Source organism: Mycobacterium sp. 852002-51057_SCH5723018 (genome assembly GCF_001667035.1).
GTDB lineage: Bacteria > Actinomycetota > Actinomycetes > Mycobacteriales > Mycobacteriaceae > Mycobacterium.
The window spans coordinates 19,149-32,937 of the sequence record NZ_LZIR01000045.1 but is presented as its reverse complement, the minus strand read 5'-3'; the positions used below and the strand labels follow the sequence as shown (position 1 = coordinate 32,937).

General features: G+C 64.9%; 8 protein-coding genes. 2 read left to right on the top strand and 6 right to left on the bottom strand.

Annotated elements, in window-relative coordinates; genetic code table 11:
* The first annotated feature begins 164 nt into the window (after positions 1-164).
* Entirely contained in the window at positions 165-764 is a 600-nt protein-coding gene (locus A5764_RS10490; RefSeq protein ID WP_067112787.1) for a bifunctional 2-polyprenyl-6-hydroxyphenol methylase/3-demethylubiquinol 3-O-methyltransferase UbiG, read from the top strand.
* Between the two features lie 30 nt (positions 765-794).
* Here the strand turns inward: A5764_RS10490 and A5764_RS10485 are convergent, their stop codons facing one another.
* Positions 795-2,678: a bifunctional diguanylate cyclase/phosphodiesterase gene (locus A5764_RS10485; RefSeq protein WP_067112693.1), complete on the bottom strand. Its 1,884-nt coding sequence runs from the start codon at positions 2,676-2,678 to the stop codon at positions 795-797.
* Positions 2,679-3,053: 375 nt separating this feature from the next.
* Positions 3,054-4,424, bottom strand: a complete 1,371-nt coding sequence (locus A5764_RS10475; protein ID WP_067112687.1) for a cytochrome P450 — start codon at positions 4,422-4,424, stop codon at positions 3,054-3,056.
* A gap of 278 nt (positions 4,425-4,702) precedes the next feature.
* On the opposite strand from A5764_RS10475, the gene A5764_RS10470 reads away from it, so the two are divergent.
* On the top strand, positions 4,703-5,530 hold the full coding sequence (locus A5764_RS10470) for a class I SAM-dependent methyltransferase (protein WP_231989671.1): 828 nt from the start codon (positions 4,703-4,705) through the stop codon (positions 5,528-5,530).
* Between the two features lie 58 nt (positions 5,531-5,588).
* Here the strand turns inward: A5764_RS10470 and A5764_RS10465 are convergent, their stop codons facing one another.
* From A5764_RS10465 to lysX, 4 genes are all read right to left on the bottom strand, one after another.
* Complete coding sequence (locus A5764_RS10465) at positions 5,589-7,721, bottom strand: Rv1355c family protein (protein ID WP_067112681.1); 2,133 nt, start codon at positions 7,719-7,721, stop codon at positions 5,589-5,591.
* A gap of 82 nt (positions 7,722-7,803) precedes the next feature.
* Positions 7,804-8,469 (bottom strand): TetR/AcrR family transcriptional regulator, encoded by a 666-nt coding sequence (locus tag A5764_RS10460; RefSeq protein ID WP_067112785.1) that lies wholly within the window; start codon positions 8,467-8,469, stop codon positions 7,804-7,806.
* 163 nt (positions 8,470-8,632) lie between these two features.
* Positions 8,633-10,117, bottom strand: a complete 1,485-nt coding sequence (locus tag A5764_RS10455) for an alpha/beta hydrolase family protein (RefSeq protein ID WP_197501299.1) — start codon at positions 10,115-10,117, stop codon at positions 8,633-8,635.
* A gap of 76 nt (positions 10,118-10,193) precedes the next feature.
* Positions 10,194-13,526, bottom strand: a complete 3,333-nt coding sequence (lysX, locus tag A5764_RS10450) for a bifunctional lysylphosphatidylglycerol synthetase/lysine--tRNA ligase LysX (protein ID WP_197501296.1) — start codon at positions 13,524-13,526, stop codon at positions 10,194-10,196.
* Between the last annotated feature and the right edge of the window lie 263 nt (positions 13,527-13,789).

Sequence of the window (13,789 nt, the reverse complement as noted above, 5' to 3'; positions counted from 1 at the left end):
AACCCTTTCTTTGCCGCGCTTTTCGTGCCAGCCGCGGCTCCCGACCCCAGTGAGTGCGAATGTTACTCCGGGGTAAGCGTTTGCCATCACAAATAATCCCCGGCCCTAGGACGTTGGACGGGGTCGGGGAGCGGCTCGTCGCCGCGAATGCCATCATTGCGGCTATGGCTTCCCGACACGCGAGGTTTCGGTTCTTCTACCGGGTCGGCTTCACGCCGTGGGAGGGCCATCCGATCGGGCAGGGTCTACGAGATCTGATCGAGCAGACCGCTGAGACGCCCTCGCTGCCAACTGGATCGGCCCTTGACGTCGGGTGCGGTACCGGAGATTGCTCAATCTACCTCGCTCAACGCGGGTGGAAGGTTACAGGAGTCGACTACGTCGCAAAGCCGCTCGATAAGGCGCGCGCCAAGGCCCGCGCCGCCGATGCTTCGGTCAACTTCGTCCGCGCGGACGTCACGCGGCTGAGCCAGGAGGGGATCGGTACAGACTTCCAGTTGATCGTCGACAACGGGTGCATCCACAACATGAGTGGCGGCGACCGTGAGGCGTACGTACGGGAAGTCGGCACCGTGGCGGCCCCCGACGCGCGGCTGTTCATTACGGCGTTCCCTCCCGGCGGTAGGTTCGGCGTTCCAGGCATCGATCACGCCGAGGTCGAGCGACGGTTCGCTTCCGGCTGGACGCTGTTGTCCACGGGCGACGAACGGGAACTCGATGACAAGACCCCGACGTACTACTACCTGTTGCAACGCCGCCCATAACGCGCCGCGAGAGGCCGCGCTTCCCGCGGGTCAAACCGCGTTCTTTTTCCCAGCTCCTTCATCCTGCGGCTCAACACCCGCGTCGGAGAAGTCCATTGGTATGACGCGTTTGGCGAGCAGCGACTCCATTGCCGCGCTATCCAGGGGACGGGACAGTAGAAAGCCTTGCGCGCGATTGCATCCCAGTCTGAGCAGCGTCTTGGCCGCTGCTACGGTTTCGACGCCTTCGGCGACAACGTCGAGCCCGAAGGCGTCCGCAAGGGCCATCGTCGAGCGCACGATCGCCAGATCGCCGGCGTCGGTATCGAGATTGCTGACAAACCCCTTGTCGATCTTGAGCGTATCGACGGGAAGGGATTTCAGATACGTGAGCACGCTGTAGCCGGTGCCGAAGTCGTCGATGGCGATCTGTACTCCGATTTCTTTCAATCTGAAGAGCGTTTTGCGTGTGGCGTCAATGTCTTGGACCACCACGCTTTCAGTGATCTCCAGACATACGGTGCTCGGATCGAGACCGAATTCGTCGAGGGTCGTCGCGACGGTGTCGACGATGCCATCCGTAACGAGCTGCACGGGCGATACATTGACCCGCAGTACGGCACCGCGCCCGATGTCGCGTGACTGCCAAAGCCCGAACTGCGCACAGGCCGAACGCATTACGAGACGGCCGAGTTTGGAGCCCAGGTTGATCGATTCGACCACTTGGATGAACGAATCAGGCATCAAGAGTCCAAGAGTCGGGTGTTGCCAACGGATTAGTGCCTCGGTACCGAGGATCTCACCGGTCCGCATGTCAAACTCCGGAAGGTAATGGAGCACCAGGGCGCCACTACCGCTATCGATCATCCCTTCCAGGTACAGTTCGATATCGTTGCGGATCATGTTGGTTCGCGACATCTCAGGGCTGAAAGTTGCGACCTTGTCGCCGCCGGAACTTTTCGCCGACCGGAGGGCCTGGTCGACCCGGCGTAGCACGTCCGAAGTGCTGTGCTGCCCCGGTATACCCGATGCGACGCCGACACTGACCGTGCGGGTAAGCATCTCACCGTCGATCACGACCTGCTGGTGAACCCGGTCGTGCAACCACTGACCAAACACTTCGGCGGATTCGATGTCCATCGGCGCCGCGGGCACGACGACGAACTCGTCGCCGCCGAAGCGGGCAATGGCCGAGGGCACATCAGTGGCCTCGCGCACCAGCCCGGCGAAGGCCTCGATGAACCGGTCGCCGGCGTTTTGGCCCAAGTGATCGTTGATGACCTTGAAGCGGTCCAGGGCAACGAATACTACCGAGACCGGGCCCGGTTCTCCGTCGGCCAGCCGTTTGTCCAGGTACTCGATCAGCGCCCTGCGGTTCAGCAAGCCGGTGAGGTCGTCGTGCTCGGCGAGATAGTGGAGTTGCTCTTCGGCGACGGTGCGGCCCTGCAGCTGAGCGAAGAGCGCGGCGATCGCCTGCAGCGCATTGAGCTCTTCTGGTAGCCATTCGCGGTCTCCGAGCTTGCCGAAGGCGAGCGTTCCTGTGGTGACGTCGCCGGACAGCAGCGGCACGGCGGCCAGGGAGACGGCGGGAGTGCCGGTGCCCTCTTCGATGTTGCGTTGATAGTCGGCGTTTGCCGGCCGGGGGCGCACCACCTCGGGCACTTTGAGGTGTTCCGTCTGCGCGAAGACGGAGTCGGCATCGGCGAAATACACCACACCGATCGGGTCGGGGTCGGCGTTGCGTGGCGGGAATTCGGCGATCAGGACCGTCGCGTGGATGGTGTGATCGTTGTGGCGCAGGAAACTGAAGTCCACGCCCAGGTCGCGAACCAAGTTGCCGAGCACGCGCTGACTGATCGCAGCAGAGTCAGCCGCGGTGGCCGCCATCAACTCGGCGGCAGCCGCGGTGACCAGATAGTCCAATGTGCCCGACATTGCCCTTACCGTAGCTGTCAATGGTGCGCCGGGGCGGTATTGCCTACGGCGTCACACTTCTATCCGTAAATCGGACCGGGAAATCCGTGCGTGGCGCGTCAGGGTTGGCCGCACTCAGTCGAGCAGCCGCGCCCGGTCAAGGCGGCGGCGGCTCGGTATCGATGCCGGTGGCCCGACGGCGAGCCGTAAGACCAGCATGACGGACTCCGGGCGAGACCGTGGAAGTCGCGCTGCAGTCTTGTTAGCTCATCGGCGAACTGGGTTGACAGCTGGTCGAATTCCGCCCAGTTGTGGGCGTTCAGGAAGACCGGCGAGACCGGCTGCACCACGAGCCTGTGACCTCGCTGCGCTTCATCGCCTTCGGGTTCTCCGCGGCTAGCGACGCGGTCGAACGCGGGCATGGATCGGACCACCGGCAATCATGGTGAAGTGCAATGCCAGCGGAAATTCGTCGTCGAGAGAGCGGATTTCCGCTCGGCGGATGAGTGTCGCTAACGCGAGTGTGACTTCGAGCATGGCGAAATGGTCGCCGATGCACGAGCGCGGTCCGCCGCCGAATGGCAGGTATTGCCACCGATCGAGAGCCTTGAAGTTCACCGGGTTGAACCGCTCAGGGTCGAATCGAAGTGGATCGTCCCAAAGTTGCGGATCGCGTTGTACCGCCATTCTGCCGACAATGAGCATGGTGCCTTTCCGCACCAGGTAGCCGCCCACCTCAACGTCCCGGCACGCCATGCGTGTCCCCGTGGGCGCTGGGGGGCACAGGCGTAGCGATTCCCGTATCACCTGCACCGTATACGTCAGCCGTGGAAGGTCGTCCGACGTCAGCGGCCGATCCGGCAGCGCTGCAACTTCTGCAGCGACGCGGTCCTGGCAATCGGGGTGGTGTCCCAGAGACCACAGGGCGTACGTCAACGCCGTCGCCGTGGTGTCGTGCCCAGCGAAGAGGAACATGACCAGCTCGTCGCAAATCTCCTCATCAGACAACCGTTTTCCGGTCTCTGGATCCGCGGCGGCGATGAGGGCGTGGACCAGTGGTGCGACTCGTGTCGGGTCGGCGCGACAGTCCCGCAATATCTCCTGCGTCAGAGCATGAAGTTTGGCGCTTGCCGCTCGCGCACGCTGACGCGCCGGTGTGGGCAACCAGCGAGGGGCGCGTAGTGGGCTCGTAGCGCGCCTGACCGCGTAGGCCAACGCGACCCGCAGTGGCTCGACCACCTCGTCGGCCCGCTGTTCCAGGTCAAGCCCGAGCACTGATCGGCCAAGCGCGCGCAGCGTGATCGTGCGGCATTCGGCGTCCAAATCGATCACGGCATCCTCACACCACCCGCCGCTAACCGATTGTGCCGCCTGCTCCATGTGACCGCCGAACTCGCTCACACGCTGTTTGGTGAACACCGGCTGTAGGGTGCGCCGACGCGACTTCCACGGCTCGAAGGGAAGGTCAGTCAGGCTGGCGCCGATGATGCGGCGCACCTGCTCGAAGACCGGGGTTGTCTTGTCGACGGAGTCGTCCTTGGTACTGAGGATGTCGCGAATAGCATCCGGAGACGTTGCCAACACCATTGGAGGCATCAGCCATCGCGGGCCTAAGGTGAAAAAGCTCACCCGCCCGCCGGCATCTCGCAGCCGCTCTGTCCCTGTGCTGAATTCCCTCACCGCCGCCAGGCGCTGACGAAAAGGCATTGGGTTCACCGGCGGCAGGGGTAGCGACTTGAGTCCGTCGCTCGCAAGGGCCTGTACCACGCCTACCTCCCGCGGATAACGCCTGCCTACGCCGATCAAACGGCGCACGCCAAAGCTTACCGATCCCCGCTGACCAGGCAAGTTTTCGGGACATCTCTTCGGGTATCGAAAGTCGACCGGCGGCCAGCGGAGACTCCTGAGTCCGATTGATAATCATAAGACAGGTTGGCTTGATTCCGAACTATTGTCAGAGCCTGACTCGAAATCGATGACGCGGAATCCATGAGAGGTTGAGGGTGAAGAGAATTCGGCCGCTATGGCGGGTACTTGGGATCGTTTTGCGCGAGCGGTCCTATCCAGCAGGGCGGGAGCGCATTCCTGAGCCGATGGTGGTGGACGATCCGGAGTCTGTTGCACAGTTTCACACCGGCGGCGCATCCAACCCGGGAATGCTCGCGGTGTACGACTTGTGCGCTCGCGCGCTTGATGCGCTGTTGCCACCCTGTGGTCACCTGCTGGATCTCGGCGTCGGCTCAGGCCGTGCGCTCAGCGCCGTCCTGCGCCGACGGCCCGATGTTCGGGCAACCGCTATTGATCTAGCCCCCAACATGCTGTCCACGGCACAAGAGCTATTCGACGCTGAAGGCCTGGGGGAACGTGTCGAACTGCTGCGGGCTGACATCACGGCGCTGCCAGAGCGGATTTCAACGGGTCGGTGGGACGCGATCTCCTGCATGTGGACCCTGCATCAGCTACCGGATTTCGACTTCTTGCGCGGCGCCCTCAGCCAGATAGCTGCTGTCCAACGGCGCAGCGGGGCCGCAGTGTGGATCTCGGATTTTCAGCGCCTGCGGGACCCGACAGCCGCCCCCAACATGCTGGAGGTCGCCGACCCCGCCTCGCCAGCTGTCCTGCGCCAAGATGCAATTGCAAGCGAGGCGGCGGCGTTCACCATCGCGGAGCTATCGAACGAGCTTGCCTCGGCCGGACTGGACGGAATGCATTGCGGTCATTCGACACCCGTGCCGTACCTGCAGGCGTACTGGATGTTCGGTGCGCGCGGCGAACCGAACGCGTTGAGCGGCACGCGTGACCCTCAGTTGCGCGGTCGGGCCCGCCGCGAGTCGGCATTGTTGCGCTGGGGATTCACGGCGAAACCGTTCTGAGGTGGTTATCGGCCTAACGGCCCGCGCCGACGCGGCATCACCGCCTGGCAGCGTCAGTTCAGAGGCGCTGAGAACGGACTCGGCTCAGACTGCGGCGACTTGTTACCGACGCTGGCGGTGCGGTGGTGAATCGCAAGACCAGCACGATAGATTCCTCGGGAGCGGTCGCGGTGAGGCGCACGAAATCGGTTTGCAAGTGCGCTAATTCGCTCGCAAAGCGAGCCGATAACTCATTGAGATCGGCAGAATCTCGAGCGTGCAAAAAGACCGGTGACAACGGCCGGACGGCGAGGCCTTCGCGCTGGGCCAGGATCCATACCGCCTCAACGGCTGACCCGCCGACGGCGTAATCGCTAAGACGCTCTCCGATCACGGTGATTACCGCCAGCGCGGAGCTGGAGAGGACCTGGTCGCGCATGCCGTCGCCCAGCGCGCTGCCGGCGTTCCATTCCGCAAGGTAAGCCATGACATCGGGCCGGCGCACGATATCGAATAATGCCAAGTCGCTGGCGTCGAGTTCGAGCGTGTGCACGTCGATACCGGTGTCGGGGTCGGGATCTCCGGGCCAGCGCAGTTCCGAGACCATCTCCTTGTGCAACTGCGGTGTCAAGTACCGGATGCGGTCGGCCGCGCCGAAAATCGTTGCGGCCCGCGAAAGGTCGTCTCGTCGGGTGAGTAGGTGCAGGCGCGCGCCTTCGCGCTCGGCCGTGGCGGTGAGTAACTTAATCGTCTGGTCGTCCAGTGATTGAGGCGTTCCGCCATGTCGGTTGGTCTCGCGCGCAAGCATCGGTTCATAGAGATCGGCAAGGGCGGGATCGTTGCCGTTTTCGAAGTGCATCGTGGCCCGTAGCGGAGATCCGTCTACGCCTTCGGAGATGCTCACCGGCCCGAGCATCCCACGGGCGGCGGCGGCGATTCTGACGTTATACATGGCTGCACCCAGCGCGACAGCGCTGCCTCGGAAGCCTACGTCCATCGTTGAAGTATGTTGTGAGTCAACGCTTATGGTGATTTTAGTCGGTTCCGCATCGACATACCATGGCTGGCTGTTTCCGCCCGAGGGAGCGCGCATAGCGGCGGCGACAATAGTGTCGTTGACTATCGAAGGGGCAGCGTTGTTTCGGTGCCCGTTTTCGGGGTCAGGGCGATGCTGGGCCATCTCGACTTCGTCGAGTTGATTGAGTGCCCAGCCAATGTCGATGCGGCACCGCCCGGATCTCAGCTCTTCACCGAGTCCGATTCTGCGTACAGCTTCGGCCAACGCTGAAGCGCCGACGACGACATCGGATGCCAACTGAGGCCAGGTCGACAGCGATCGGTCGATCTCAATGAGTGATGCAGCAGTGCGGGGCGATACGTGTTCGGCTTCGTCGTAACGCAGCATGTGCGGGATCTTTTCCCGGCTACTCATTCCCGGCAGTAGCTCGATGTCTAGCTGGCCCAGTAGTCCGTGCAGGATCGGACGTTCCGGTTCTCGATCGAAGCGTTCAACGTCGATTCTTCCGCGGTCGCTGGTTGCCATCAACACTGGGAGATGCCGGTCACGGGCTCCTACCCGCACGCCGACCTTCATTTCTAGCGAATCACACTCTTCGACGACGATGTCGAGTCCATCGAGGAACGCGTCAATGGTTTCCGCGGTGAGCCCGGTGTCGAACACCTCCACTGCTAGGTAGGGATCGAGCTCAGCGATCCTGCGCGCCGCCACGTGCGCTTTGTTTAAACCAAGATCAAGCAAGGTGGCTGGCACCCGATTCAGATTCGAAAGTTCCAAATGATCGAAATCAGCCAGCCGAAGACGGCCACACAGTCCCTGTACCGCCAGGGTGTGAGCGATGACATGGCCGACGCTAAGTCCGGCGACACCGATGGTCAGCGAGTTGAATCGGGCCTGTTCTTGAGTGGTGATGTTGTTTCTGTTGCGATCAAGTCGTAGCGTCCGAAACCCGCGCGGGCCAAGCACCGCAACGACCGTACGCCGCCACGGGTAGTACGCCCACCGGCCCGGCTCGGCGAGGATATCGCCGTCGGGCACCGGGCGAAGACCTCGCAGACCTGAAAGTTGTCCGTCGAGCTGGTCGATGACCTCGACGGTGGGATCGGCCTGTAGCCGCTGCAACACCAAAATGTCGTCGGTGTCCTCGGGGTCGAGAATCTGGGCGGTGTAGGCGGTTACGTCGGGCTCGTCCATGGTGTTTCGTGTATAGCACCTGGCCGGTCAGCCGGCCGCTTAAAGGCTGCGCTTTCGCTCGTTGCCGTTGAGGGCCGATCGGTCAGAATCGGTGACGTCCCGGTTGCCCGGGTTCCGTGTGGTCGAGGAATTGGCCGTGCCGTAGGAGGCTGGTGACCGCAGCGTCCCAGCGTCGTAACTGGGGCTCGGTGAAGAACGACTTGCCTAGGTAGAGCTCGATATACGGATGCAGAATGATGGCGCCGATGCGCAGGATAAGCGGGTTGAGGACTCCCCAATCGGGATCGAGGTCGGGTCGGAGGTTGCCGTGCTGACCGAACTGGTCGCCTTGGCCCGTACTGATCCCCAGGAGGCCGGTGAAGATGACCGACCCGAATGCGCCGCCTTCGGCGAGCGCGCGCCCCAGATAGGTCATCACGTCGGGTCGTTGGACCATTAGTGCGGTCAGTTGGCGTCCGGCTTCATGGAGCCCGTCGGATGGCGGTTCGGGCAATGTCGTGGGTTCCAAGGCCTCACCGACCACCTGCAGCACGTACTGATCGACGGCGGCGATTAGCGCGGCCTTGGTGCGGAAGTGGTGCTGCACGAGCCCAATTGACACCTCCGCGGTCTCGGCGACCGTGCGCAGCGAGGTGGCAGCGATGCCGCGAATAGCAAAGCATCGCATGGCTGCGTCGCGAATCCGCTCCTTGGGCGAAGGGCCGACCGGAGGCGGTGGGTCGTAGGGAAACAGTCGGCTGGGTCCCATGGCTTGACAATACATCCGCATCGTGCGCCGGTATGCGGCTATCGATTTACCATATGTACGTATTGTTTTGGTGACGGTGCACCGACCGGGTTTCCGCCGGCGTCGCTGTCCGGCAAGCGGATCGTCGCGTTCTTCGACAAGCGCCTCAGTTAACCGATGGCGGCTACTTGCCGGCTGTGCTGGAGTGCTCGGCCTTGACTACCGGGCCGTCAAGCGCGGACGGAGGGGACGCGGCGGGCGGCGCAGTGCGCGGCACACCTGGAGTGCCCAGCCGGCCGGCGAGCCACGGCAACGCGGCCGCGAAAGCCCGGTCCGCGAATGGCCAGTCGTGCTTGCCCGGCTGCGGGACGACCGCGCAGTCAATGCCGTTGGCCCGGCCGAGCCCGCACAGCGAATAGGCGGCCGCGGTCTGGTTACCGGGGTTGGCCGCGGCGTCACGACTCACCAGACGCATTGCGCCGGCGTCGGTTATCGCCAGATTGCGGCGTGGTGCCGGTGGACCGTCCGACGAGATGGCGAACCAGCCGGCCACGTCACGGTAGGGGCCGTGCCGGTTGATCACGGTGGTCGGGTCGAACGCCGCCCAGGCGTCGGCGTTCCCGCCGAACAGCCGGGCGATGGTTTGCGCCTTGGTGCCGGCGTTGGGGAAGAAGTCACCGGCGACATCGACGAACGCGCTGAACATCTCGGGATGCATGACGGTCAGATCCACCGCGCAGGTCCCACCCATGGACCAGCCCTCGGCACCCCAGTTGGACCGGGCGGGGCTGACGCCGAAGTGTGAAACCATATATGGGACAACGTCTTTGGTGAGGTGGTCGGCGGCGTTGCCGCGAACCCCGTTGACGCATTCGGTATCGTTGTTGAAAGCGCCCCCGGAGTCGACGAACACCAGCACCGGGGCCTTGCCGTCGTGCGTGGCGGCAAAGTCGTCGATCGTCTTGACCGCGTTGCCCGCCCGCGTCCAGTCCGCGGGCGTGTTGAACTGCCCGCCGATCATCATCACCGTCGGCAACGCCGGCGGTGGGCTGCTGGTAAACCATTCGGGCGGCAGGTACACGAGTTCGCCGCGGTGCTTGAAATGCGATGCGTCCGAAGGGATCACGACCGGTACGACGCTGCCGTGCGGCGGCCGGGCCCGCTTGGCGGCCATCGCGGTGAGGTTGGCCTGATCGGTCTGGTCGGGCAACGGGCCGGAGGTGAGCTGGTTCCACGCCGCCTGCACCGTCGGGAAGTAGCCTACCCACAGGTTGAGCGCCAGCGCCGCGCACACCAAGCACAGCGGCAGCGACACGACGGTCGCGCCACGGCGCCACGGGCGCGCGCCGCGCCAGCCGAGAACCAGCACCGCGGTTGCCATGCCGGTCAACGCGACCCACAGCCACAGCGCCGACGGCGCCGGCTCGTCCGACAGCCCGCGATCGACGATGTACCAGTGCGTCAGGTAGGCCGAGGCGGCGCCGAGCGCGGCGGCCGCCGGCAAGCAGATCGTTCGCCAGCGTCGCGAACGCCAGCCGACGGCCAGCGCCAGCACCGCCCCGGCGAGGGCCTGGGCCGTAACGGGCACCCAGCCATGCATCAGGGAGGTGTGAGCGCTTGCCAGCAACTGCGCTGCGGCAAGGGGCGGAGACGCTGTCACGTGATTCATTGTGATCTATCGTTAACCGCCCCGGAACATATTCACCCAAAGTTGGGCTTCGCGCCGACGGGGTGTTCCGGGCTGGCTAGTGCGGCTTGGCCAGCGGAAATGGCAGGGTCTCGCGGATGCTGCGGCCGGTTATGAGCATGACGAGCCGATCGACGCCCATACCGAGCCCGCCGGTGGGCGGCATCGCGTATTCCATGGCCTGCAGGAAGTCCTCGTCGAGCTCCATCGCCTCCGGATCGCCGCCGGCGGCCAGCAGCGACTGCTCCTGGAGCCGGCGCCGCTGCTCGACCGGGTCCGTGAGCTCGCTGTAGGCGGTCCCCAGCTCGACGCCCCACGCCACCAGGTCCCACCGCTCCGCGACGCCGGGTTGGCTGCGGTGCGGCCGGGTCAGCGGCGACACGGAGGTGGGGAAGTCGATGTAGAAGGTCGGCCGCTCGGTCCGGTGCTCGACGAGGTGTTCGTAGAGCTCCAGCACCACCGCGCCGGCGTCCCAATGTCGCCGGTACGGAATGTGCGCGGCGTCGGACAGCTTGCGCAGCATGGCCAGCGAGGTGTCGGGGTCGATGTGTTCTCCGAGCGCTTCGGACACCGCGTCGTACACCGTCTTCACCGGCCAGACGCCGGAGATGTCGACGGGTTCGAGGCGGCCGTCGGCGTCGCCGCGCGGCCGCAGCACGGTCTGCTCACCGTTGGCGGCCTGTGCGGCGTTCTGGATGAGTTCGCGGCAGCCGTCGATCCACACCTTGTAGTCGGCGTGTGCCTGGTAGGCCTCCAGCAAGGTGAACTCCGGGTTGTGGCTGAAGTCGACGCCCTCGTTGCGGAACGCCCGGCCCAGCTCGAACACCCGCTCCACACCACCGACGCACAACCGCTTCAGGTAGAGCTCCGGCGCGATGCGCAAGAACAGGTCCATGTCATAGGTGTTGATGTGGGTGACGAACGGCCGGGCGGTGGCCCCACCGTGGATCTGTTGCAGGATCGGCGTTTCGACCTCGATGAACCCCTTGGCGAACAGCGTTTCCCGGACCGAGCGCAACACGCTGCTGCGGGCCTTGATCAGCTCGCGCGATTCGGGATTGACCGCCAGGTCGACATAGCGGGTCCGCACCCGCGCCTCGGGGTCGGTCAGCCCCTTCCACTTGTTCGGCAGCGGACGCAGGCACTTACCGATCATCCGCCAGTCGCGCACCATCAACGACCGCGTTCCGTTCTTGGAAAAACCCATGCTCCCGGTCATCTCGACCAGGTCGCCGAGATCGATGGCGGCGGTGAAGTCCGCGGTGCGGCCGCCTCCCAAGTGTGAATTGTCAAGCAGCACTTGAATTTCGCCGGACCAGTCACGCAACTGAGCGAACAGCACGCCGCCGTAGTCGCGGATCCGCAATATCCGGCCGGCCACCGACACGGTTTCCTGGTCGTCCGCGTCGAGCGCGCGGGCGATCGTGTGGGTGGGCGGCGAGCCCACCGGATAGGCGTCAACACCGCTGCGCTGCAAGGTTTTCAGCTTGCTCAGCCGGACCCGCACCTGCTCGGGCAGGCGCGCCTTCGACTCCTCCGCGTCGGCGGCGGCCGCCCCGGCTTGCAGCCCGCTCACGTCGGGCGCGGACCCGTCATGGTGCAGCAGCCCGGATTCCGCCAGCCTGGCGGGCACGGCGGGGTGATGCCCGGTGTGCGTTTTGCGCCGGCTGAACGGGAACGTTAGGAATCCCTCGGCGAGGGCCGAGGCGACGCCGACGCGCGGGATCAGCCGGGCGTCCTCGTAGCACGCATAGCGGGGGACCCAATCGGGTTGGTATTTCATGTTGGAGCGGTACAGCGTCTCCAGCTGCCACCACCGCGAAAAGAACAGCAGGAAGCCGCGCCACAACCGCGCGATCGGGCCGGCGCCCAGTTGGGCGCCCTGCTCGAAGGCGGACCGGAACATAGCGAAGTTCAGTGAAATTCGGGTGATGCCAAGCGCTTCGCCGTTCAGCGCCAGCTCGCTGACCATGAGTTCGATCGTGCCGTTGGGGGATTGGGGGGCCCGGCGCATCAAATCCAGGGACACGCCGGTGTTTCCCCACGGCACCAGCGACAGCATCGCCGCCACCCGGCCGTCGCGGTCGATCGCTTCGACCAGCAGGCAGTCCCCGTCGGCCGGATCGCCGAGGCGGCCCAGCGCCATTGAAAAGCCGCGTTCGGTTTGGGTGTCGCGCCAGGCATCGGCGCGCGAAACGGTGTCGGCCATCTCGTCGTCGGAGATGTCGCGGTGTCGGCGGATGCGTACCGTCAGACCGGCCCGGCGGGCCCGTGTCACCGCCTGGCGCACGCCGCGCATGTCGGGGCCGGACAGCTTGAAATCGGAGGTCCGCAGGATCGCCTCGTCGCCCAGTTCGAGAGCGTTGAGGCCCGCCTCCCGGAAGACCTGGGCGCCTTGCGAACTGGCGCCCATGACACCGGGCGCCCAGCCGTAGGTCTGGCACAATCCCAGCCAGGCGTCGACGGCCTGCGGCCACGCCCTGGGGTCACCCACCGGGTCGCCGCTGGCCAGGCAGACGCCGACCTCGACGCGGTAGGTGATGGCGGCGCGGCCGCTGTGCGCGAACACCACCGACTTGTCGCGGCGGGTGGAGAAGTACCCCAGGGAGTCGTTCTTGCCGAACAGCTCGAGCAGCCCGCGGATGGCGGACTCGTCCTCACCGGTCAGCGCGTTGTCGGCGCGCTGGGACTGGAACAGCACGATCGCCGCCGCGATCAGCGCGAGCGCGCCGAAAAGTCCCATGAGCGCGTTGAGCAACACGTGCGGACGGCCGGTGAACGCGTCGGGGTCGACGAGGGAGAATCCGACCACCCGGTTGACCACGTACCAGAACCGCGAATCCGGCGCCAGGGTGCCCGGCCACATCTCGACCAGCCCCCAGGACGCCAGGATGCCGATCACGTCGCCGGCGACCAGCACCGCGGCCGCTTTGAACAGGGCGCCTTTGCGGACCTTCGCCCAGAACTGGCGATACGACAAGACCAGCAGGACGATCGCCATGATGTGCACGGCGAACCCGAGGTTCTCGCCGAACGACTCGGCCGCGGTGTTGTCGCCGGCGGCGATGTCGGCGGCGTTGAGCACGGCGGCCAGCACCATGTTGCCCAGCAACAGCAGCCAGGCGACGCGCTTGCGCGCCGTCAGCGCCGCGGCCAGCAGGGCCAGCACGAACGACCACGCGATGCTGGTGTCAGGGAAGTTGAACAGATAGTTGTTGATGAATTCCCGCGGGACCTTGATCAGCCAGCGGATGAGCGGCGAGACGCTGGCGACCAGTGACAGGGTGGCGATGATGCCGACCGTCCAGCCCGCTGTCGCCGGTACCCACCGATACCGCGAGTTCGGCTGGCTGCCCGAGCGAGGGCCAAAACGGGACGTAGCGAGTGTCACAGACCGCGAGGATATGCCCTTAAACCGTGAAATTCATGGCGAAGCGCCAAGAGCCACGAAGAGCGGTTAGCCGAGTTTGACGGACGGGTGTAACGCGCGCCGAACGCCGATCCGGCTGCGGAAGTGCTGGAAGACGCCCCATGGCTGCTAAACTATCGGCTGCGACCATCCCGGCGCAGGCCGGGGACAGTAAGTGGAGTCCCACTCCCACCGCTGGCCGAGCGAATTTCCAGGCTCAGCGGTCCGGTCACAGGCAAGCGCCT